General features: G+C 60.6%; 20 protein-coding genes and 1 pseudogene. 11 read left to right on the top strand and 10 right to left on the bottom strand.

Annotated elements, in window-relative coordinates; translation table 11 throughout:
- Window positions 1–52 precede the first annotated feature (52 nt).
- The 4 genes from PSEBG33_RS21720 to PSEBG33_RS21735 all read right to left on the bottom strand — a co-directional run bounded on the left by PSEBG33_RS21720 (window position 53) and on the right by PSEBG33_RS21735 (window position 2579).
- Window positions 53–325, bottom strand: a complete 273-nt coding sequence (locus PSEBG33_RS21720) for a GIY-YIG nuclease family protein (RefSeq protein WP_005785079.1) — start codon at window positions 323–325, stop codon at window positions 53–55.
- Between the two features lie 37 nt (window positions 326–362).
- A complete protein-coding gene (locus PSEBG33_RS21725) occupies window positions 363–833 on the bottom strand; it encodes a nuclear transport factor 2 family protein (RefSeq protein WP_005785077.1) in 471 nt (156 codons plus the stop codon).
- 91 nt (window positions 834–924) lie between these two features.
- On the bottom strand, window positions 925–1560 hold the full coding sequence (locus PSEBG33_RS21730) for a response regulator transcription factor (protein ID WP_005785075.1): 636 nt from the start codon (window positions 1558–1560) through the stop codon (window positions 925–927).
- Between the two features lie 200 nt (window positions 1561–1760).
- Window positions 1761–2579 (bottom strand): response regulator, encoded by an 819-nt coding sequence (locus tag PSEBG33_RS21735; RefSeq protein ID WP_005785072.1) that lies wholly within the window; start codon window positions 2577–2579, stop codon window positions 1761–1763.
- Between the two features lie 404 nt (window positions 2580–2983).
- Here PSEBG33_RS21735 and PSEBG33_RS21740 point away from each other — a divergent pair, with 404 nt between their 5' ends.
- From PSEBG33_RS21740 to PSEBG33_RS21780, 9 genes are all read left to right on the top strand, one after another.
- Window positions 2984–3607, top strand: a complete 624-nt coding sequence (locus PSEBG33_RS21740) for a DUF1120 domain-containing protein (protein ID WP_005785071.1) — start codon at window positions 2984–2986, stop codon at window positions 3605–3607.
- 15 nt (window positions 3608–3622) lie between these two features.
- Window positions 3623–4240 (top strand): DUF1120 domain-containing protein, encoded by a 618-nt coding sequence (locus tag PSEBG33_RS21745; protein ID WP_005785069.1) that lies wholly within the window; start codon window positions 3623–3625, stop codon window positions 4238–4240.
- Between the two features lie 33 nt (window positions 4241–4273).
- Window positions 4274–4894 carry a DUF1120 domain-containing protein gene (locus PSEBG33_RS21750; RefSeq protein WP_005785067.1) on the top strand — a complete coding sequence of 207 codons (621 nt, stop codon included), beginning with the start codon at window positions 4274–4276 and terminating at the stop codon, window positions 4892–4894.
- 16 nt (window positions 4895–4910) lie between these two features.
- Entirely contained in the window at window positions 4911–5531 is a 621-nt protein-coding gene (locus PSEBG33_RS21755; protein ID WP_005785066.1) for a DUF1120 domain-containing protein, read from the top strand.
- Window positions 5532–5534: 3 nt separating this feature from the next.
- Window positions 5535–6218, top strand: coding sequence for a DUF1120 domain-containing protein (locus PSEBG33_RS21760; protein ID WP_005785064.1), 684 nt, complete (start codon window positions 5535–5537; stop codon window positions 6216–6218).
- A 32-nt stretch (window positions 6219–6250) separates the two neighbouring features.
- A complete protein-coding gene (locus PSEBG33_RS21765) occupies window positions 6251–6955 on the top strand; it encodes a fimbria/pilus chaperone family protein (protein WP_005785061.1) in 705 nt (234 codons plus the stop codon).
- A gap of 120 nt (window positions 6956–7075) precedes the next feature.
- Window positions 7076–9502, top strand: coding sequence for a fimbria/pilus outer membrane usher protein (locus tag PSEBG33_RS21770; protein WP_005785060.1), 2427 nt, complete (start codon window positions 7076–7078; stop codon window positions 9500–9502).
- Between the two features lie 11 nt (window positions 9503–9513).
- On the top strand, window positions 9514–10653 hold the full coding sequence (locus PSEBG33_RS21775; protein WP_005785059.1) for a DUF1120 domain-containing protein: 1140 nt from the start codon (window positions 9514–9516) through the stop codon (window positions 10651–10653).
- 25 nt (window positions 10654–10678) lie between these two features.
- A complete protein-coding gene (locus tag PSEBG33_RS21780; RefSeq protein WP_005785057.1) occupies window positions 10679–11323 on the top strand; it encodes a DUF1120 domain-containing protein in 645 nt (214 codons plus the stop codon).
- Here the strand turns inward: PSEBG33_RS21780 and PSEBG33_RS21785 are convergent.
- From PSEBG33_RS21785 to PSEBG33_RS21805, 6 genes and pseudogenes are all read right to left on the bottom strand, one after another.
- The gene (locus tag PSEBG33_RS21785) at window positions 11320–12585 is read right to left on the bottom strand and encodes a CynX/NimT family MFS transporter (protein WP_005785054.1); all 1266 of its coding nucleotides are present in this window, start codon (window positions 12583–12585) and stop codon (window positions 11320–11322) included. The two genes, PSEBG33_RS21780 and PSEBG33_RS21785, sit on opposite strands and share 4 nt — an antisense overlap.
- A pseudogene (locus PSEBG33_RS28450) lies at window positions 12575–12729 on the bottom strand (GntR family transcriptional regulator); the annotation flags it as partial. The gene PSEBG33_RS21785 and the pseudogene PSEBG33_RS28450, both read right to left, overlap by 11 nt.
- A 187-nt stretch (window positions 12730–12916) precedes the next feature.
- Window positions 12917–13681 (bottom strand): amino acid ABC transporter ATP-binding protein, encoded by a 765-nt coding sequence (locus PSEBG33_RS21790; RefSeq protein WP_005785051.1) that lies wholly within the window; start codon window positions 13679–13681, stop codon window positions 12917–12919.
- A gap of 11 nt (window positions 13682–13692) precedes the next feature.
- Window positions 13693–14790: an amino acid ABC transporter permease gene (locus tag PSEBG33_RS21795; RefSeq protein WP_005785049.1), complete on the bottom strand. Its 1098-nt coding sequence runs from the start codon at window positions 14788–14790 to the stop codon at window positions 13693–13695.
- A gap of 10 nt (window positions 14791–14800) precedes the next feature.
- Entirely contained in the window at window positions 14801–15982 is a 1182-nt protein-coding gene (locus PSEBG33_RS21800; protein ID WP_005785047.1) for an amino acid ABC transporter permease, read from the bottom strand.
- Between the two features lie 72 nt (window positions 15983–16054).
- Window positions 16055–17086, bottom strand: coding sequence for an amino acid ABC transporter substrate-binding protein (locus tag PSEBG33_RS21805; protein WP_005785045.1), 1032 nt, complete (start codon window positions 17084–17086; stop codon window positions 16055–16057).
- A gap of 346 nt (window positions 17087–17432) precedes the next feature.
- Here PSEBG33_RS21805 and PSEBG33_RS21810 point away from each other — a divergent pair, with 346 nt between their 5' ends.
- Entirely contained in the window at window positions 17433–18089 is a 657-nt protein-coding gene (locus tag PSEBG33_RS21810; protein WP_005785043.1) for an alpha/beta hydrolase, read from the top strand.
- Window positions 18090–18184: 95 nt separating this feature from the next.
- Window positions 18185–19651: an ATP-dependent RNA helicase RhlB gene (rhlB, locus tag PSEBG33_RS21815; protein ID WP_005785041.1), complete on the top strand. Its 1467-nt coding sequence runs from the start codon at window positions 18185–18187 to the stop codon at window positions 19649–19651.
- Window positions 19652–19664: the final 13 nt, after the last annotated feature.

Raw genomic sequence — 19664 nt, 5'->3', positions numbered from 1 at the left:
CTACACGGATGGGCCGGGGATTTACCTCACCTGAATCAGCAAATAATTTCGATCATTGCTTGCCACTCGTCGCGAGACACTCCTTGGCGCTCTTCTTCAGCTTCTTGATCAGCCGCTCCTGGCGCAACGCCTCACCCTTGCTCGCGCATTGTTCGGTGTACACCAACGCCACCGCCGGGCTGGACAAGAAGAACCGCGCGCCCTTGCCGCTTTGGTGGCAGGCAAAGCGGCGCACCGGGTCATTGCTGATGCCGCAATACAACGAGCCATTGGCGGCACGCACCAGGTAGACGAACCAGGGTTTGGGTTCTGCAGGATCAGTCACAGGGCAATTTCGGTAAACCAGAGGAGCGCCAATCTTATCAACGACCGGCCTGGAATGCCTTCAAGCCTTTAAGTGCCTGGGCCCGCACCGCATTTTTCAGCGCCGGCGACCAGCCCAACAGCAGCCCTTTCAAGCCCAGCGCCTGGCGCGACCATCGCCACAGGTCGAAGTGATCCTGGTGCTCGCAGATCTTGCCGTCGCGAAACACAAAGCGCGCACCGATGTCGTTGACCACCGTATTCCCCGTGGCGCTGAACAGGTAAGTCGCCACCCAGTGCGCGCTGCCTGTGCTGTCATCACTGCGCACGTGGTCGAAGGTCAGGGAGAAATCCTTGGCCCGCGTGGTGAGCATGCGCCACATATCCCCAGCGTCGCGCCCGCGCAACTCGCCGAAGGCCGGGTCGCTGAACACCACGTCTTCGGTGTAGCAGGCGGCCATGGCTTCGGCATCCAGGCGCTGGAAGGCACTGTAGAACTCGGTGATCAGGGCGTTATGGGCATCACTCATGGGCAGGCTCCGCAGGTGTCGAAAGAATAAGCGCACGATAGGCTGCCCAGACCGCGCTGGCTACTGACATTCGCCAGGCAAATGCATGAGCCTACGGCACCATCCCAGTGCTGCGAGCGTAGGCGAACAGGTCTACATCGGTGGAGATACTCAGCCGCTGCATAGCCGTGCTTTTCTGCTTACTGATGGTCGAGATACTGCGGTTGACCTGTGCCGCAATCTGGCTGACGGTCATGCCGCTGGCCAACATGCGCACCACCTCACGCTCCTTGCAGGACAATTGCGGCACCTGGGACTGATCGCCCGTGCCCGCCTCCACCATTTGCACCCGCAGGGATTCACTGGCGAACGTCTGGCCGGCACACACAGCCTTGATCGCCTGGGGCAGCTCTTTGGCGGAAGCACTTTTGGCCACCACGGCCTTGGCACCATGGGCGAAGGAAGCACGCAGGGTGGCGACGCTGGCGAACATGGTCACCAGAATCACCGGCAACTGCGGATACTGGCGGTGCAACAGGCTCAACAGCCCGTAGCCGTCGGCCTGCTGGCCGCCTGGCATGGCAAAGTCTGTGACGAGCAAGTCACACGGGGTTGTCCTCAACACTTCGAGCAACTGATCGGGGCCGTCGGCCTCCGCGACCACTTTGCACCGGCCATGCGCCTCAATCACGACTTTCTGCCCGATACGCACAATAGGGTGATCGTCAGCAATAATTACTCGAAGCATAGATTCCCACGAATGATGGCAAACTGAATCCGCGCAAAATACCCCCGCTGGCGCTCATCAACAACCGCTAACAAAGCGCTGCTGGCAGCCGCGCTCAATGTTCAGTAGCTCACACTTTTTTGCCTACAAAACAATAAGAAAATACCTACAGCAAAGACAAGATCAACGGATTGCAAAACGTTCTGCGCCAACACTGCCTCTCAGACTTCAGAGAGGTACTCGAGATAGACGAACAAGCGCGCCAGGAACAACTCCAATTGCACCTTGTGCGCAGCAACACCCTGGGACTGGACCTGTTCGATCAGCCTCACGGCGCTTGATTCAAGGCCAGTACCACCCAAAAACACCAGGCTGCCCACCAAGCGATGGAGGCGCTCAGCCGTCAGTGATGAGTTCAACGTCAAGCAGGCATGACGCAACACGCGGTGGTCTTCCCAGGCCTCGAACAACAGGGTTTCCAACAATTGATCGACGATACGCTCGCTGCCAAACATCGCGACCAACGTGGCACGGGTTGGCCAGCCGGCGAGCGGTGCAACAGCTCTCTGGGCGACATGCGCGTCATCCTCGCCCGGCAACCAGCGTGCCAACACGGCGTGCAGCTGTTCAAGGGTCAATGGCTTGAGCAGCCAGGCATCCATGCCGGCGTCGCGGCAACGCTGGGGGCTGTCGTTTTGCAGGTTGGCGGTCAAGGCAATGATCGGCACTCGCCTCTGCCCGTTGTCACACTCATGCTGGCGAATAGCGCGAGCCATGCTGTAGCCATCCATAACGGGCATCTGGCAATCACTGATCACCAAGTCGAAGGGCCGGCTGGCGAAGGCCACCAGCCCGAAGTACCCATCGTCGGCCAATTCGTATCCCAGCCCCAACTTCTGCAGCAAACAACCCAGCAACAGGCGGTAGGCCGAATGATCTTCCACCACCAGCACGCTCAGCTGCTGCCAATGAAGCGGGGGGGCACCTTGCGGCTTCAATTTGCGGTTCGCTCCTGCTGTTGAACCTGCCAGCGAACCCATCAGTACCTCTATCGTGACTATTGATCCGGCAGTAATCTCCGGCACTGGTGCAATAGCCCTCGAGACCTTTCATGCAGCAATGATCGAAATACCCTTTCAGGGGTTATCGACAAAAAACATATAATCCTTTGAGTCAATCAGAGTCGATACAACAACTACGAAAAGCACTACCGAACCACCCTCTCCCGGCACGTCCTTCGTACCCCTGCCAATGTCGTATTAGTTGTATTTCCCCCGTGCATCCCCCTGGCTAGATTATGCCTACCCCAAAGAGGGACGGCTTGCCACTCCCCGGCAAGCGCTAAAAAACATCGAGATCACCGCCAGGCAACCACCCGTCCACACACGATCGGGCGTTGCTCTGCCGCATCTCAATCTGCCAGCTTGTAATGGAACAATTTGAAATGAAGACCTCTGTATCCCTACTGAGCAGTGCCCTGCTGCTCGCCATAACGTCATCCGCTTTCGCCGCCAGCAGCGTCGACCTGACTGTCAAAGGGTTGATCACGCCCAGCGCCTGCACACCCAGCCTGCCGGGTGACGTCGATCTTGGAAAAATCGCCGCAAAAGATCTGTATCAAGACAGCTATACGCCGCTTGAGAAAAAGACCCTGCAACTGAGCGTCAATTGCGACGCGGCGACGCTGTTTGCAATCCATCCCGTCGACAATCGAGCCGGTTCCGCCGCGTCTGGCGCCGCCTTTGGCCTGGGCTTGATCAACGAAAACCAGAAGCTCGGCCTGTATCAGTTGACGTTCACCAACCCCGTCACTGAAACACCATCCACCCTGATTGCAATGTACAACTCCGAGGGCCGATGGACAGAACTCCTTAAGGATGAGGTCATTGCCCCCAACGATCTGGTGGCGCTGGGCAGCCGCGGTGAGAACGGTTGGGCCCCCCACCCGATCAAAGAGGCGCTCATGGACATGACGCTGCACACCTTGATTGCACCTGCAAGAAACCTGACCTTGACCAGCGAAGTGGCCATCGACGGCTCCGCGACCTTTGAAGTGAAGTACCTGTAAATGGACGTTTCCCAGATGAAGACCCGCCTGCCCCTGTTGAGCAGCGCCCTGCTGCTCACCCTGGCGTCATCCGCTTTCGCTGCCAGTTCCGTGGACCTGACCGTCAAGGGCTTGATCACACCGAGTGCCTGCACCCCGAACCTGCCAGGGGCTGTGGACTATGGAAAAGTCGCAGCAAAAGACCTGAACCTCGACAGCCATACCTGGCTTGAGGACCAGACATTACAACTGAGCGTGAGTTGCGAGGCGGCGACGCTGTTTGCCATCAAGCCCATCGACAACCGAGCCGGCTCCTCAACGTTCGGCGCCTACGGCCTGGGTGTAGCCAACGGCACAGAAAAGCTCGGCGGGTACCAACTGATGTTCAGTAAGCCCGTCGCCGAAACGCCTTCGACCTTGCTCTACCAGTACGAACAGCGCCCCTGGGCGCCGCTCTATCCGGAGGACCCGCTGCAAGACGCTATGTTGGTGGCCCTGGGCAGCCGTGCCGATTCCGGCTGGGCCCCGCACCCCGTGCACAACGCGCTCATGGACATCACCGTGCACACCGCCATTGCACCCGCCAACGGCTTGAGCCTGGCCAACGAAGTGGCGCTGGACGGCTCCGCAACTTTGGAAGTTCTGTACCTGTAACCCCTCATCTTCGTACTAAGGAAGGTTCAAACGATGACTTACTTAAGAGCCACGCCCCTGGCCGTCCTATTGTTGACCACCTCGCCTCTCACACTGGCCGCCAGCAGCCTGGACCTCACCGTCAAAGGCATCATCACGCCAAGCGCCTGCGCGCCAGAGGTCTCCGGCGGTGGCAATGTCGACTTCGGCAAGGTGTCGGTCAAGGATCTCAATAGCGACACCTACACCGACCTGCCCCGAGAAACCATGCTCTTGAGCGTGCGTTGCGAAGGGCCGACGTTTTTTACCCTGAACACCATCGACAACCGTGCCGGCACCACTGCCAGCCACTTCAGTTGGCACGGCCTGGGCATGACCCCCAACGATGAAAAAGTCGGTGATGCCGGGCTTGGCCTCTACCAGCCGGTCGCCGACAACATGCCGGTACGCACCATTATCTCCAGGGATGGCGGCACAACCTGGATGCCCTCCGTGATGCTCAGCCACACCGTGCTGACGGCGGTTGCCAACAACGACGGCCTGGTGCCGATTGCGATCCAGAAGCTGGACGCCGAGATCCGCCTGATCACTCACATTGCGCCTGCCAGCAACCTGACGCTGACCGACGATGTACCTATCGACGGCCACGCCACCGTGCAAGTCAATTACCTCTAAGGATATGGAGCCCCCGATGAACATTCGATTGACCACCCTGGCCGCCAGCGTACTTCTGCTCAGCTCAACCACTGCCTTCGCTGCCTCCAGCGTCGACCTGACCGTCAAAGGGCTGATCGTGCCCAGCGCCTGTATACCCACCTTTCACGGTAGCAATGTGATCGACCACGGCAAGATCTCTGCTAAAGACCTGAAACCTGACAACCCGACAGTCATTGGCAACCATACCCTGGTCCTGGCCGTCAATTGCGATGCGCCGATCCAATTCGCCCTGCACTCGATCGATAACCGTGCATCCTCAGGTATCTCTTCGAGTTACGGCCTGGGCTTTATCAATGACACCCAGAAGCTGGGGGGATACAGCCTCACGCTTGCCAATCCACTGGCCGATGATGGTGTAGTGGTGCAACCCATTGCATCGTCCGACCAAGGTAATACCTGGTTCAAAGAAAAGTTCTGGGATCCGGGCCTGTACATGTCGATCGCCGCAATGGATGACGACAGCCAGCCGCTGCCTGTCAAAGACCTGCAGGTCGATCTGCAAGTGCAGACCTTCATCATGAGCACTGCCGGCATGGACCTCAGCAATGAGGTGACCATCGACGGCTCCGCCACCCTTGAAGTGAAGTACCTGTAACCCATGGCCGCCCACCCCTCGAGCGCCGGCAGGCATGGGCTGCGTCTGGCGCTGCCCGTGCTCGCGGCATGGGGGCAAAACGTGGCCATCGTGCTTGGCCTGGCCGCGATGACCGATGCCCACGCAGCGTCGACCGTCGACCTCACGGTGACCGGCCGGGTGACACCGGATGCCTGCCATATCGAGCTGACGAATGACGGCATCATCGAGCACGACAAGATCCCCGCACATAGCCTCAATGCAGACGAGTTTACCGTGCTGCCCAGCCAGCTACTCGAACTGCATGTGCTCTGCGCCAGGCCCATGCTGTTTGCCTTGGTAGGCATCGACAATCGCGCCGACTCCTCGCTGGCCCCCGACTTTTTCTACGGACTGGGCAGAAACATCCACGCCCCCGAGGAGCGTCTCGGCTCCGTGGCGTTGTCCTATCGCAACGCGGTGGGCGATGCGCAGCCCATGCAGGTATTGGCCTCCACCAACAACGGGGAAACCTGGTCGCCGGACCCCAACGCCTATCCAAGATCCTATATGGCCTTTGCACCGCTGGGCGACCGTCAACCGGATTTCATCAGCCAACTGACCGCCGAGCTTCAGGTGGTCACCGCCATCAACTTTTCGCAGTACCTGACGCTGGACCAGGAAGTCCCCCTCGACGGCTCCATCGTCCTGGATTTGCGCTACCTCTGACCGATGCCTTTTGGCCTAATGGAAAACCCGTCATGACGACGACATTCTCAAACACCGCTGTCGGCCTTGTCGCCCTGCTGCTGATACTCGGCAATCAAGTCAAAGCCGACGGGATGATACCGGACACCTCCGTGGTGATCGTGTTCGAAGCCGAAGGCGAAGCGGCAGTGTCAGTGACCAACACCGACAGCCAACTCGCGCTGCTGCATGTGACCCTGCAGGATATTCCGGAGGACACCGAGCCGCTGCTGGTGGTGACCCCGCCGCTTTCACGGGTCGAGGCGTCCAAATCCCAGTTGGTGCGCTTCATCCTGCAAAACCGGAAGCCGTTGCTCACCCAACGGCTTAAACGCGCGGTGTTCGAAGGCATGCCCCAAGGCCGTGACGCGACCGCCGCCGGACATGCCCGCGTGGGTGTGACCGTGCGCCAGAACTTGCCGGTGATCGTGCATCCCAAAGGCCTTGCCCCCAACCGCACGCCCTGGACCGACCTGACCTGGACCTTGCGCGACGGCCAGTTGCAGGTGCGTAACGACACGCCCTATGTAGTACGCCTGGCGCAGGAACTGCTGCTGTTGCCCGGCAACGGCAGGGCGATGCTGCCGCGCACTTACGTGCTGCCCGGCGAAGCCTTGAGCGTGCCGGCCAGCGGCGGCAAGGCCAACACGGTCAGGTTGCAGCCGGCCACTGTGTACGGCTTTGCGGTGAAGGCCTACGACGCACCGATCACCCTCTGACTGAAAACCGCAGGCGTCGCCCCCCTGACCGCCGCCTGAATAACGAAGTGACGGCTCATTGACCGTCACCAGAACGCCTGGGCACACGGGGCCCGCGCGTTCACTACTCGAGTACCTTGCGTGAAAACAGTATTGAGTTACCGTGACGGCGAAGCCGTGCCCGACATCCCTGTCAGCTCGACCTTGCCGCTGGTGTTACTGCTGTGCGCGCTGATGCCCGCCAAGGCATGGGCCGAAAACTCCAGCTTCGACGCCCAGACCTTGCATCAACGCGGCATTGATCCACAGCTGGCCAGCCTGCTGCTGGCAGCACCGCGCTTCGCCAGCGGGCAACACACGGTCAATCTGCGGGTCAATGGTCAGCGACACGGCCGGCTGGATGTGACCTTCGATCAGCAAGGCAACCTGTGCTTCGACCGCGCATTGCTGGACGCCGCCAACCTGGTGATCCCGAATGAAACGGCAGGTTGTCAGGATTTTCTTGCGCAATATCCACAAACCCTGGTTGAACCGGACCCGGCGACGCTGACGGTGTCACTGGTGGTACCCACCGAGGCGCTGCGCCCCATACAACAGGATATCTCGGGGTACGAAACCGGCGGGTTTGCCGGGCTGCTCAACTACGACCTCAGTGGTTTCTACAACCGCTTCGGCGATGACGCCAGCCGCTTTGGCTCGGCCAACACCGAGGTGGGGTTCAATGCCGGCGATTGGATCGTGCGCAGCCGCCAAGTACAGACCTGGCAGGATGGCCTGTCACGCAGCACCCACTTGCAAGCCTATGCCCAACGCACCTTTGCCAGCCACCAGGCGGTGCTGCAGGCTGGGCAAATCAACCTGTATAACCCGGTACTGTCCGGCGCGCAGATCACCGGGGTGCAGGTGCTTACCGAGCACGCCCTTCAAGAACAGGGCCAGGGTGCGCGGATCCAGGGCATTGCCAACAGCCCTGCCCAGGTGGAGGTACGACAGAACGGAGCGTTGATTCACTCCACCGTCGTGCCCGCTGGTCCCTTTACCCTGACCGATGTACGTCGCTTGAATACGCGCTCGGACGTGGAGGTCACGGTCAAGGAAAGCGCTGGCGGTGAGCGGCGCTTCACCGTGCCGGCGGCCATGCTCGGCCTTGGGTTGCCAGCACCGGGTTACTCCGTGGCGGCGGGTCGGGTGCGTAATGTGGGCGACGCCAAAGGCGCTGATCCGTGGGTGGTCAGTGGCGGCTGGACCGGTGCGCTGCACCCGCAGTTGACCCTGGGCACCGGTGTACTGGCAGCCAGCGATTACCGCTCGGTGGGCGCCAGCCTGGGCTGGTTGCCGTGGGTGGACAGCCAGATCCAACTGTCCACGCAGCTGTCCAACACCCAGGCGTGGGAAAAGGTTTCGGGCGTACAGACTGACCTTTCCTGGTCCCAGCGCCTGGGCGAGCAGTGGTCGATCAGCGTCGCCAATTCCTGGCGCAGCATCGGCTATCGCGAACTCGAAGAAAGCACGTATGAGCGTGGTGACAGCAACCGCGACTCTCGTTATCGCGACCAGCAAAGCCTCAACCTGGGCTGGTCGCATCCGCTGCTGGGTGCGTTCAGCGCCGGGGTTGCGCGCTCGGCCAACTTCGCTGGCGACAGCAGCAGCCGTGCGTTGGCCTCGTGGGGCACGAGTATCGGTGCTGTGTCACTGTCGGCCAGTGCCGAGTGGCAAATGGGCGGTAGCCAGCAACAGGACAACGCCGTGTACCTCAATATCAGCGTGCCGTTGGGCGAAAGTCGCCGGCTACGTAGCTGGGCGCGCAATTCCGGCGGTGAGAACCGCACCGGCCTGGGCCTCACCGAACAGATCGACGACCAACTCAGCTATCGCGTCAGCGCCGAACACGACAGCAGCGACCATCAAGTGGAAACCACGCTGGGCGTCTCGGTATTGCCGCGTTACAGCCAGCTCGATTTCAGCTACAGCCGCTCCGATGCCGAACGCTCCAGTTATCAAGGCGGCGCTCGCGGCGGTGTGGTGATACATGGCGACGGCGTAACTTTTTCACCCTACCCGGTGCGCGACACCTTTGCCCTGGCGTCGGTCGGCGATATGAGTGGCATCAAGCTCAGCACCCCCAGCGGCGCGGTATGGACCGACTGGCAAGGCCAGGCCGTGGTGCCGCAAGTCACCGCCTACGGGCGCAGCCCAGTGGAAGTGCAGACACGTTCACTGCCGCGCAATGCCGACATCCACAATGGCCTGGCGATGATCTCGGCCGGACGCGGCGCTGTTGACCGAGTGGAATTTGGCATCAGCTTGACCCGTCGCATATTGCTCACCGTCAGCACCGACCAGGGTAAACCTCTGCCTGCCGGAGCCTCAGTCAGCAGCGCCAGCGGCGAGTTCGTCACCTTGGTGCAAGACGGCAGCCAGGTGTTTCTACCCAACGTGCTGGACCAATCGACGCTGTGGATAACCATGCCCGATGGCGGTCGATGCGAATTGCGTTACTCACTTCCGGAAAAAGCCGACCCCACGGTGTACTTCGAAACTGCTCCCGCGCGTTGCCACGCGCCTTGAGGATCCCCGTCATGCCCTTCGCAACGTGTATGCGCCAACTGTGCCTGTGGTTATTGATCGGCGGTGCCGGCACCGCCCACGCCTTGGAAGAATGCCAACTGAATGTCAGCGAACCCCTGATCGATTTCGGCTTGATGAGCCGCCTGGCACAAAGCGACAGTGCACTGGAACGCTTGCTTGGCGAGCGGCGCCTGAGCGTGACCATCAACTGTCCGCAAGCGCAAGATTTGAGCCTGTTCTATCGCGCACTGGCCGCTAGCCCGCAGCGCCTGCAATTTACCCCGCATGGCAGCTATGCCATCGAAGCCGGCAACGCCGTGCTCGATGGTCGCGCCGTAAAGTTGGGGCTGCTACCTGCTGCGGGCCAGGCGCCCGTGGCCAATGGCACGGAGCTGGAATGGCGCTCCGGCCATGGCGTCGCGCCGGTCGAACACGGTGCGGTGCTCAGGGGCAACACCCTGTCGTTGCAACTGACGCTGCGCGCCTGGGCCGACCCCGCTGCCACTCAAGTGCGCGACAACACCACCTGGGAAGTTTCCGGGATGGTGTACAGCGCACAAAACGGACGCTACCGGGAACTGACCGTGCGCGCGCACTTTGCGCCCATCGCCTGCCTGCCGACATTATCCGACCACGGCGTGGTGGACTACGGCACCCTGTATGCCAAAGACCTCAACGCCACCACTGAAACACCGCTGCCCATGCGCACACTGCGCCTGAGTGTGACCTGCGATGCGCCGATCCGCTTTGCTCTGCACATGAAAGACAATCGCGACGGTTCAGCCACGGGCGGTACCGATGAAACCGCGTATGGATTGGACCTGGATGCCAGTCGCAACAAAATCGGGCGGTTTTACCTGACTATCGACCCGGCCGAATTCAGCGCCGACACCTTCCCCGCGCTGTACCGCACCGACTCCACCAGCAACGGCGTGGCATGGAGCAGTTCCACCGCACGGCAAATCCCCATGGCCGCCAACAGCCTGCTGGGGTTTACCGACACGATGGGGGTCACCACCGGCCCGGTCGCCATCCAGACCCTGACCGGCACGATGCGCCTCAAGTCTTACCTTGCCCCCATGCAAAGCCTGAATCTTCGCGAGGTGGTGCATATCAATGGTTCCGGCACTATCGAAATCGTCTACCCCTGACCCGTCACTATGAGGAACTCGTCCCGTGAAAACCCGCCTCTTTACCAGTCTGTTGCTGTTGACCAGCACGCCCTCTGTGCTAGCCGCCTCGGCGGTGGACCTGAGTGTCAAAGGCCTGATCACTCCCTCCGCCTGCATGCCGCAGTTCCCCGGCGGTGCCCTGATTGACTACGGCAAGATTGCCCAACAGGACTTGAACCTGGAGACTGCTACGCGTCTGCCCGTCAAGACCTTGACCGTCGGCATCGCCTGCACGGGCACGGTTCGCTTTGCCCTGCGCATGCGCGACAACCGCGACGGCTCGGCCATGGTCGACAGCGAGATTTACTACGGCCTGGGGTTCGATGTCAGCGGCAACCGCCTGGGGGTCTACTCCATGACCTTCGACCCACGACAGACCCAGGCCGGCAACATTGCGCAGATCTACGGCACCGAGTCCACTACCGGGGGCCTGGCGTGGCGCACGTCCAACCTCAACCCCATCGACATCGGCTCCAGGAGCTACCTGGGTTTTACCGACGTAGAGGGTAGTGTCAGCGGCCCCGCGGCCATCGGTTTAATGCTGAGCACCGTCACCGTGCAGACGGTGATCAATGCTCGACAAAACCTGGACCTGAGCGTGGAAACCCCGCTCGACGGTTCAGCCACTCTGGAAGTGGTTTACCTCTAGAGCTTCTCGCTGGTGACCTGTACGTAGCACGCACGACCGGCGCCCAGGCCCGCGACAATCGCGCCCAGGCCGATCACCGCGAAGATCCAGCCGATAGCCGCCCAGCCGCCGGTCCAGTCGTGCACCAGGCCAACCGCAAACGGGCCCATTGACGCCAGGGTGTAACCGATCCCCTGGGCCATGCTCGACAGGTTGGCGGCGACGTGAGCGTCACGCGAGCGCAGCACGATCAAAGTCAGCGCCAGGCTGAAGGTGCCGCCCTGCCCCAGACCGAGCAGAATCGCCCAGCCCCATAAACCGTCCAGCGGCGCATACAGGCAACCGAACAGGCCGCCGAGGGTCAGCAGCATCACCACCACAATCGCCAGGCGCTGGTCCTTGCCTCGGGTGGCCAACCACGGTGCGGCCAGGGAACTGAGCAGTTGCACAATGATGGAGCCTGAGAGCGCCAACCCGGCTTCGGTAGCACTCAGGCCACGTCCGATCAGGATTGACGGCAACCAGCCAAACACAATGTAGGCCAGGGACGATTGCAGGCCCATGTACAAAGTCACCTGCCAGGCGAGCGGGTCACGCAGCAAGCCCCTGACCCGGTAAGCCACCTGATGGGCACCGTGCTTTTGCCCCACTTGTGGCAACCAGAACAAGGCCGCCAGCAACGCCGGAATAACCCAGAACCCCAGGCCGATGGCCCAGCTGTCTGCGAAATATTGGCTCAGGGGCACCGTGGCTCCCGCAGCCAACGCAGCCCCTAGACACAACGCCATGGTGTAGACGCCGGTCATGGCACCCGCCTGCCTGGCAAAATCGCGCTTGACGATGCCCGGCAGCAACACGCCAATGATGCCAATACTCGCACCGGCAATCAGGCTGCCGGCGAACAGCCCCACTTCACCGAACGAACTGCGCAGGATAATTCCGGCGGCCAGGGTCAGCAGGATGCCCAGCACCACGCGCTCGGCGCCAAAACGTCTGGCCAGGATCGGCGCAGTGGGCGCGAACAGGCCCAGGCACAAGACCGGCAAAGTAGTCAGCAACCCGGCCTTGGCCGCAGATAACCCAAGGCTGCTGGAGACTTCAGCCAGCAGTGGCGACATGCTCGACAGCGCCGGCCGCAGGTTCAACGCCACCAGTACCAGGCCCAGTAGCAGGAGCCACGGACGAACCACCCGCGGATGGGCCTGCTGGACGGCCTCGTCATCGGCTTCGGCGTCGATCAACAGTTCTTCGAGTTCAGTCGTACGTTTGGCTTCAAGGTTCATTGATCAACTGCCGGCAGAGGGATTTGGCACGTTCGCGGTCTTGGTTTCTACCGCGTCGAGCAAGGCGATATGCAGGTCGAATACAGCCTGGCGACGCGGTGAGATGTTCAGGGCCTGACGTAACTGGGCGCCGACGAGGCTATTCGCAGTTGCCTGCAAAGGCAACGCACCAGAGTGCCTGGATTAGCAAAAGAAGCAGTAGAGTGGCTAGGCCAGGGTATTTGCGCAGGTTTACTCATATCCTCAACACGGGAGCCAGAGGCGCTCAAGGCTTGCTAGCCGACAAACAATAAACCCGGCACCAGGCCGGGTTTATGTGTTCAACCATCGATCAATGCAGTATCTGGCTCAAGAACAACTTGGTCCGGTCATTCTGCGGGTTGTCGAAGAAGTCATTCGGCGCCGCCTGCTCCACGATCTCGCCCTTGTCCATGAAGATCACGCGGTTGGCCACGGTGCGCGCAAAGCCCATTTCGTGAGTCACGCACAACATGGTCATGCCGTCTTCGGCCAGGCCAATCATGGTGTCCAGAACCTCTTTCACCATTTCCGGGTCGAGTGCCGAGGTCGGCTCGTCGAACAGCATGATTTTCGGTTTCATGCACAAGGCACGGGCGATGGCCACACGCTGTTGCTGGCCGCCGGACAGTTGCCCCGGAAACTTGTGGGCCTGCTCTGGAATGCGTACGCGCTCAAGGTAGTGCATGGCAATTTCCTCGGCCTTGCGCTTGGGCATCTTGCGCACCCACATCGGCGCCAGCGTGCAGTTTTGCAGGATGGTCAGGTGTGGGAACAGATTGAAGTGCTGGAACACCATGCCCACTTCACGGCGGATCGCTTCGATCTGCTTGAGGTCGTTGGTCAACTCCACGCCATCGACCACGATGCGGCCTTGCTGGTGCTCTTCCAGGCGGTTGAGGCAGCGAATGGTGGTGGACTTGCCCGAGCCCGACGGCCCGCACAGCACAATGCGCTCGCCCTGCTTGACGTTGAGGTTGATGTCTTTCAACACGTGGAACTGGCCATACCACTTGTTGACGCCCTGCATCTGAATAATGCCTTCAGGGCTCACCGGCTGCTTGATTGCTTGGCTCATTAAAACAACTCCTAACGCTTGTGGCCGGTGTCGAGCTTGCGTTCCAGATGCATGGAATAGCGCGACATACCAAAACAGAAAATCCAGAACACCAGGGCGGCGAACACGTAGCCTTCAGTGGCCATGCCCAGCCATTTGGGGTCGGCGGCGGCTTGCTTGACGCTGTTGAGCAGGTCGAACAGGCCGATGATGATCACAAGGCTGGTGTCCTTGAACAGTGCGATGAACGTATTGACGATGCCCGGTATCACCATCTTCAAGGCTTGCGGCAGGATCACCAGGCCCATGCTGCGCCAGTAACCCAGGCCCATCGCCGCAGCCGCTTCGTATTGCCCCTTGGGGATCGCCTGCAAGCCACCGCGCACCACTTCTGCCACATAGGCCGACTGAAACAGAATCACGCCGATCAGGGCACGCAACAACTTGTCGAAGTTCATGCCCTCGGGCAGAAACAACGGCAACATCACCGATGACATGAACAGCACCGTGATCAACGGCACGCCGCGCCAGAACTCGATGAAGGTCACGCAAACCACCCGAATCGCCGGCATGTTCGAACGCCTGCCCAACGCCAGCACAATGCCCAACGGCAAGGCGCCGGCGATGCCCACCGTGGCGATCACCAGGGTCAGCATCAAGCCGCCCCATTGGCTGGTCGCCACGTTGCTCAGCCCGAACACGCCGCCATGCAGCAAGCAGTAGGCGATGATCGGGTACAGCAGCAAAAAGCCCAGGCCGTAGATCGCCTTGCGTGGAAAACGCGAGATGAACAACGGCGCCACGCCAACGATGGCCAGCCATACCGTCATGTCCACGCGCCAGCGCAGGTCGACGGGGTAATAGCCATACATGAACTGCCCGAAGCGCTGCTGGATGAACACCCAGCAGGCGCCCTCTTTGGTGCAATCGGCGCGCGTGGTGCCGACCCAGTTGGCATCCAGAATCGCCCAATGCAAAATCGGCGGCACCACCAGGTACACCAGGTAGATCGCCAGCAAAGTCAGCAGCGTGTTGAGCCAGCTTGAGAACAGATTGGCGCGCATCCAGGCCACCGGCCCGAAGACTTTGCCCGGGGGTGGCATATCAGGTTTGAACGTATGCGTAGTCATGGGCGTCTCCTCACCGCTCGATCAGCGCAATGCGCTTGTTGTACCAGTTCATCAGCAGGGAAATGCTGATGCTGATCGCCAGGTACACGCTCATGGTGATGGCAATGACTTCGATGGCCTGGCCGGTCTGATTGAGCACCGTGCCGGCAAACAGCGAAACCATTTCCGGGTAACCGATACCGGCGGCCAACGAGGAGTTTTTCGCCAGGTTCAGGTATTGGCTGGTCAACGGGGGAATGATCACGCGCAAGGCTTGCGGGATGATGACCTTGCGTAGCGTCGGCCCCGGGCGCAGGCCCAGCGAGCGTGCCGCTTCAGTCTGGCCATGGCTGACGGACTTGATGCCAGAACGCACGATCTCCGCAATGAAGGCCGCCGTGTACACGGTCAGGGCCAGGGTCAATGCCAGCAGTTCCGGAATCAGTACCCAGCCGCCGACGAAGTTGAAGCCTGCAAGCCTGGGCATTTCCCAATGCAGCGGTGCGCCGAAGGTCAACCCGCACAACGTCGGGATCACAATCAATAGCGCCAGGCCCGTCCAGAATTTATGGAACGGTACGCCTGTCGCTTCAAAGCGCTTGTTGGCCCAGCGGGTCATCAGCACGATAGCCACGATAGCGACCACCACGCTGGCGACAAACGGCCAGAACCCATCGGCCGCCAGCGCCGCCGGCATGTTCAGGCCACGACTGCTGACGAAGAACATGTCACCGAAGTTATGGCTGTTGCGCGGCCCCGGCATGGTCAGGAACACCGCGAAATACCAGAACAGGATTTGCAGCAACGGCGGGATATTGCGAAAGACTTCCACATAGACCGTCGCCAGCTTGTTGATCATCCAGTTGGGCGACAGGCGCGCCACGCCGATGATGAAACCGAGCAGGGTTGCCAGCACCACACCAATGACGGTCACCAGCAAGGTATTGAGCAAGCCGATCACAAACACCCGGGCATAGCTGTCCGATTCGGTGTAGTCGATCAAATGCTGCGCGATGCCAAAGCCGGCACTGCGCTCAAGAAAGTCGAAACCGGAGGTGATGCCCCGGTGTTGCAGGTTGGTCTGGGTGTTGTGAAACAGGTACCAGCCCAGCGAGACCACCGCCACAATGGTGATGATCTGGAAGAGCCACGCGCGCACTTTGGGATCGCTGAAGCTGAGCTTCTGCTTGGGTGCGCCGATGAGATTTTGCATGGAATGCCCCGCAAGGAATGGAACAGAACATCACCCGGCGGTTGGCCCACCGGGTGATAGAACCATCAGCGATCAGCGCACAGGAGGTGCGTACTGGATACCGCCGTTGTTCCACAGCGCGTTCAGGCCACGGTCGATTTCCAGCGGCGTGCTCTTGCCCAGGTTGCGCTCGAACATTTCGCCGTAGTTACCCACTTGCTTGACGATCTGTACGACCCAATCCTTCTTCACTTTCAGGTCTTTGCCGTATTCGCCATCGGCACCGAGCAGACGCGCAACGTCCGGGTTCTTGGTGGACTTGGCTTCGGCCTCGACGTTCTTGGAGGTCACACCGGCCTCTTCAGCGTTGAGCATGGCGTAGCCCACCCAGCGCACGATGGCCAGCCACTCGTCGTCGCCGTTACGCACCACCGGGCCCAGTGGTTCCTTGGAAATGGTTTCCGGCAGCACCACGTAGTCTTTCGGCGCCGCCAGCTTGCTGCGCTGGGCGAACAGTTGCGACTTGTCGGAAGTCAGCACGTCGCAACGCCCGGACTCCAGCGACTTGGCGCTTTCATCAGAAGTGTCGAAGGTGATCGGGGTGTACTTGAGGTTGTTGGCGCGGAAGTAATCGGAAACGTTCAGCTCAGTGGTAGTACCCGCCTGGATGCAGATGGTCGCGCCGTCCAGTTCCTTGGCACTTTTCACGCCGAGCTTGTTGTTGACCAGAAAGCCGATGCCGTCGTAGTAGGTGATGAAGCCCGGGAATTTCAGGCCCATGCCCGCATCGCGGGAACTGGTCATGGTGGTGTTGCGCGACAGGATGTCGACTTCGCCCGATTGCAGCGCGGTGAAACGCTCCTTGGCGTTCAACTGGCTGAACTTGACCTTGGTGGCGTCACCAAAAACCGCAGCAGCCACAGCGCGGCAGTAGTCAGCGTCAATCCCGAGGATCTTGCCGCTGGCATCCGGCACCGAGAAACCCGGCAAACCGTCACTTACGCCGCATTGCACAAAGCCTTTTTTCTGCACGGCATCCAGAGTGGCGCCCGCCTGGGCGAAACCACTGACACCCAGTACAGCCGCCGCGGTGACGATGGCCAGGGTGGACTTCAATACCTTCATTACATACCTCCAGTTGCTCTTGTTGTGTCCAAGCTCCAACCTCAGCGCACCCTTATGAGGCGATATCGACCCGTGTTGGCTTTTTTTGGGGTCAAGCAGCATGAGGTTTTTGCGGTAATTCCAGTTGCTTTCCCACCGGCGGCAGTCACTGATAGTGTTACCGCCCTGGGAGAGTTCTGACATCGACCTACACATAGCAAGGCGCGTACCAGAGTGCTGGCCGAGTCGCTGCCCGTCCTGTTCAGTGGTAAAAGATTCAACCTTGCGACATTCTCTTAACAGATCAACCTGTCGCGCACCGTCCCGATGCCCCCAATCCAAGCGTGCGCACATATATGGAGCAGACATGACCGACCCCTTGATTCTTCAGCCCGCCAAGCCCGCAGACGCCTGCGTTATCTGGTTGCATGGCCTGGGTGCCGATCGCTACGACTTCCTGCCGGTGGCCGAGGCGCTGCAGGAAAGCTTGCTGACCACCCGCTTCGTTTTGCCCCAGGCGCCCACTCGTCCGGTGACCATCAACGGCGGTTATGAGATGCCGAGCTGGTACGACATCAAGGCCATGAGCCCGGCGCGTTCGATCAGCCTGGAAGAACTGGAAACCTCGGCCAAAATGGTCACGGATTTGATCGAGGCACAAAAGAGAACCGGAATAGACGCTTCGCGAATTTTTCTCGCGGGTTTTTCCCAGGGTGGCGCAGTGGTTTTCCACACGGCGTTCAAACACTCGGAGGGTCCATTGGGTGGCGTAATTGCCCTCTCCACGTATGCACCGACCTTTGACGATGAGCTGGAGTTGTCCGCCAGCCAGCAACGCATTCCCGCCCTCTGCCTGCATGGCCAGTACGACGACGTCGTCCAGAACGCCATGGGTCGTAGCGCCTACGAGCATTTAAAGAGCCGTGGTGTCACCGTGACATGGCAGGAATACCCAATGGGCCACGAAGTGTTACCCGAAGAGATACGCGATATCGGCACCTGGCTGGCTGAACGCCTGCGCTGAAACCCGCGTTTATGTAGCCGTATGACAGACGCACTACGCCGCGCCCGATTCTTGCATTACACTGGCCGGCGTACATTCCTTAACCAATTAATGAGATGACCGTGCTCAAAGCACTCAAGAAGATGTTCGGCAAAAGCGAGGCTGAGCCGCTCGCGCCTGTTCCCAGTGCTCCTGCCCCCAAGCCCGGCAACCGCAATGACGGTCCACAGCCTGGCCGGACTACGCCTGCCGCCTCACCGAAAAAACCCACGGTGACGCCGCCTGAACAGGTAACGCCTGCTGAGGCCGCCCCAGCACCTGCGGCCAAACCTCGTCGCGAGCGCGCGCCCAAGCCGCCGGTGACCCCGTGGAGACTCGAAGACTTCGTCGTCGAGCCCCAGGAAGGCAAAACCCGCTTCCACGACTTCAAGCTGGCCCCGGAACTGATGCACGCCATCCAGGACCTGGGTTTCCCGTACTGCACGCCGATCCAGGCGCAGGTGCTGGGCTTCACCCTGGCCGGCAAAGACGCCATCGGCCGCGCCCAGACCGGTACCGGCAAGACCGCCGCGTTCCTGATCTCGATCATCACCCAGCTGCTGCAAACGCCGCCGCCCAAGGAACGCTACATGGGTGAACCGCGCGCCCTGATCATCGCCCCTACCCGGGAGCTGGTGGTGCAGATCGCCAAGGACGCCGCCGACCTGACCAAGTACACCGGCCTCAATGTCATGACATTTGTCGGCGGCATGGACTTCGACAAGCAGCTCAAGCACCTCGAAGCCCGTCACTGCGACATCCTGGTCGCCACTCCAGGCCGCCTGCTGGACTTCAACCAGCGCGGCGACGTGCATCTGGATATGGTCGAAGTGATGGTGCTGGACGAAGCCGACCGGATGCTCGACATGGGCTTTATCCCGCAAGTACGCCAGATCATTCGCCAGACGCCGCCGAAAACCGAGCGCCAGACTCTGCTGTTCTCCGCGACCTTCACCGAAGACGTGATGAACCTCGCCAAACAGTGGACCACCGACCCGTCGATCGTCGAGATCGAGGCGCTGAACGTTGCCAGTGAAAACGTCGAGCAACATATCTACGCCGTGGCCGGTGCCGACAAGTACAAGCTGCTCTACAACCTGGTCAACGACAATGGCTGGGAACGCGTGATGGTCTTTGCCAACCGCAAGGACGAAGTGCGCCGCATCGAAGAACGCCTGGTGCGCGACGGCGTCAATGCTGCGCAACTGTCGGGCGATGTGCCGCAGCACAAGCGCATCAAAACCCTGGAAGGCTTCCGCGAAGGCAAGATCCGCGTGCTGGTGGCCACCGACGTGGCCGGTCGCGGTATTCACATCGACGGCATCAGCCACGTGATCAACTTCACCCTGCCGGAAGTGCCGGACGACTATGTGCACCGCATTGGCCGTACCGGCCGTGCCGGGGCGGCGGGTGTGTCGATCAGCTTTGCCGGGGAAGATGACTCGTATCAGTTGCCGTCGATCGAGACGCTGCTGGGGCGCAAGATCAGCTGTGAGACGCCGCCGACGCATTTGCTGCGTCCTGTAGAACGCAAGCGACCGTAAGGTTGAACCAATG

Origin of the sequence: Pseudomonas synxantha BG33R (assembly GCF_000263715.2) — a bacterium.
GTDB lineage: Bacteria > Pseudomonadota > Gammaproteobacteria > Pseudomonadales > Pseudomonadaceae > Aquipseudomonas > Aquipseudomonas synxantha_A.
This window is presented reverse-complemented; position numbering and strand designations above follow the sequence as displayed.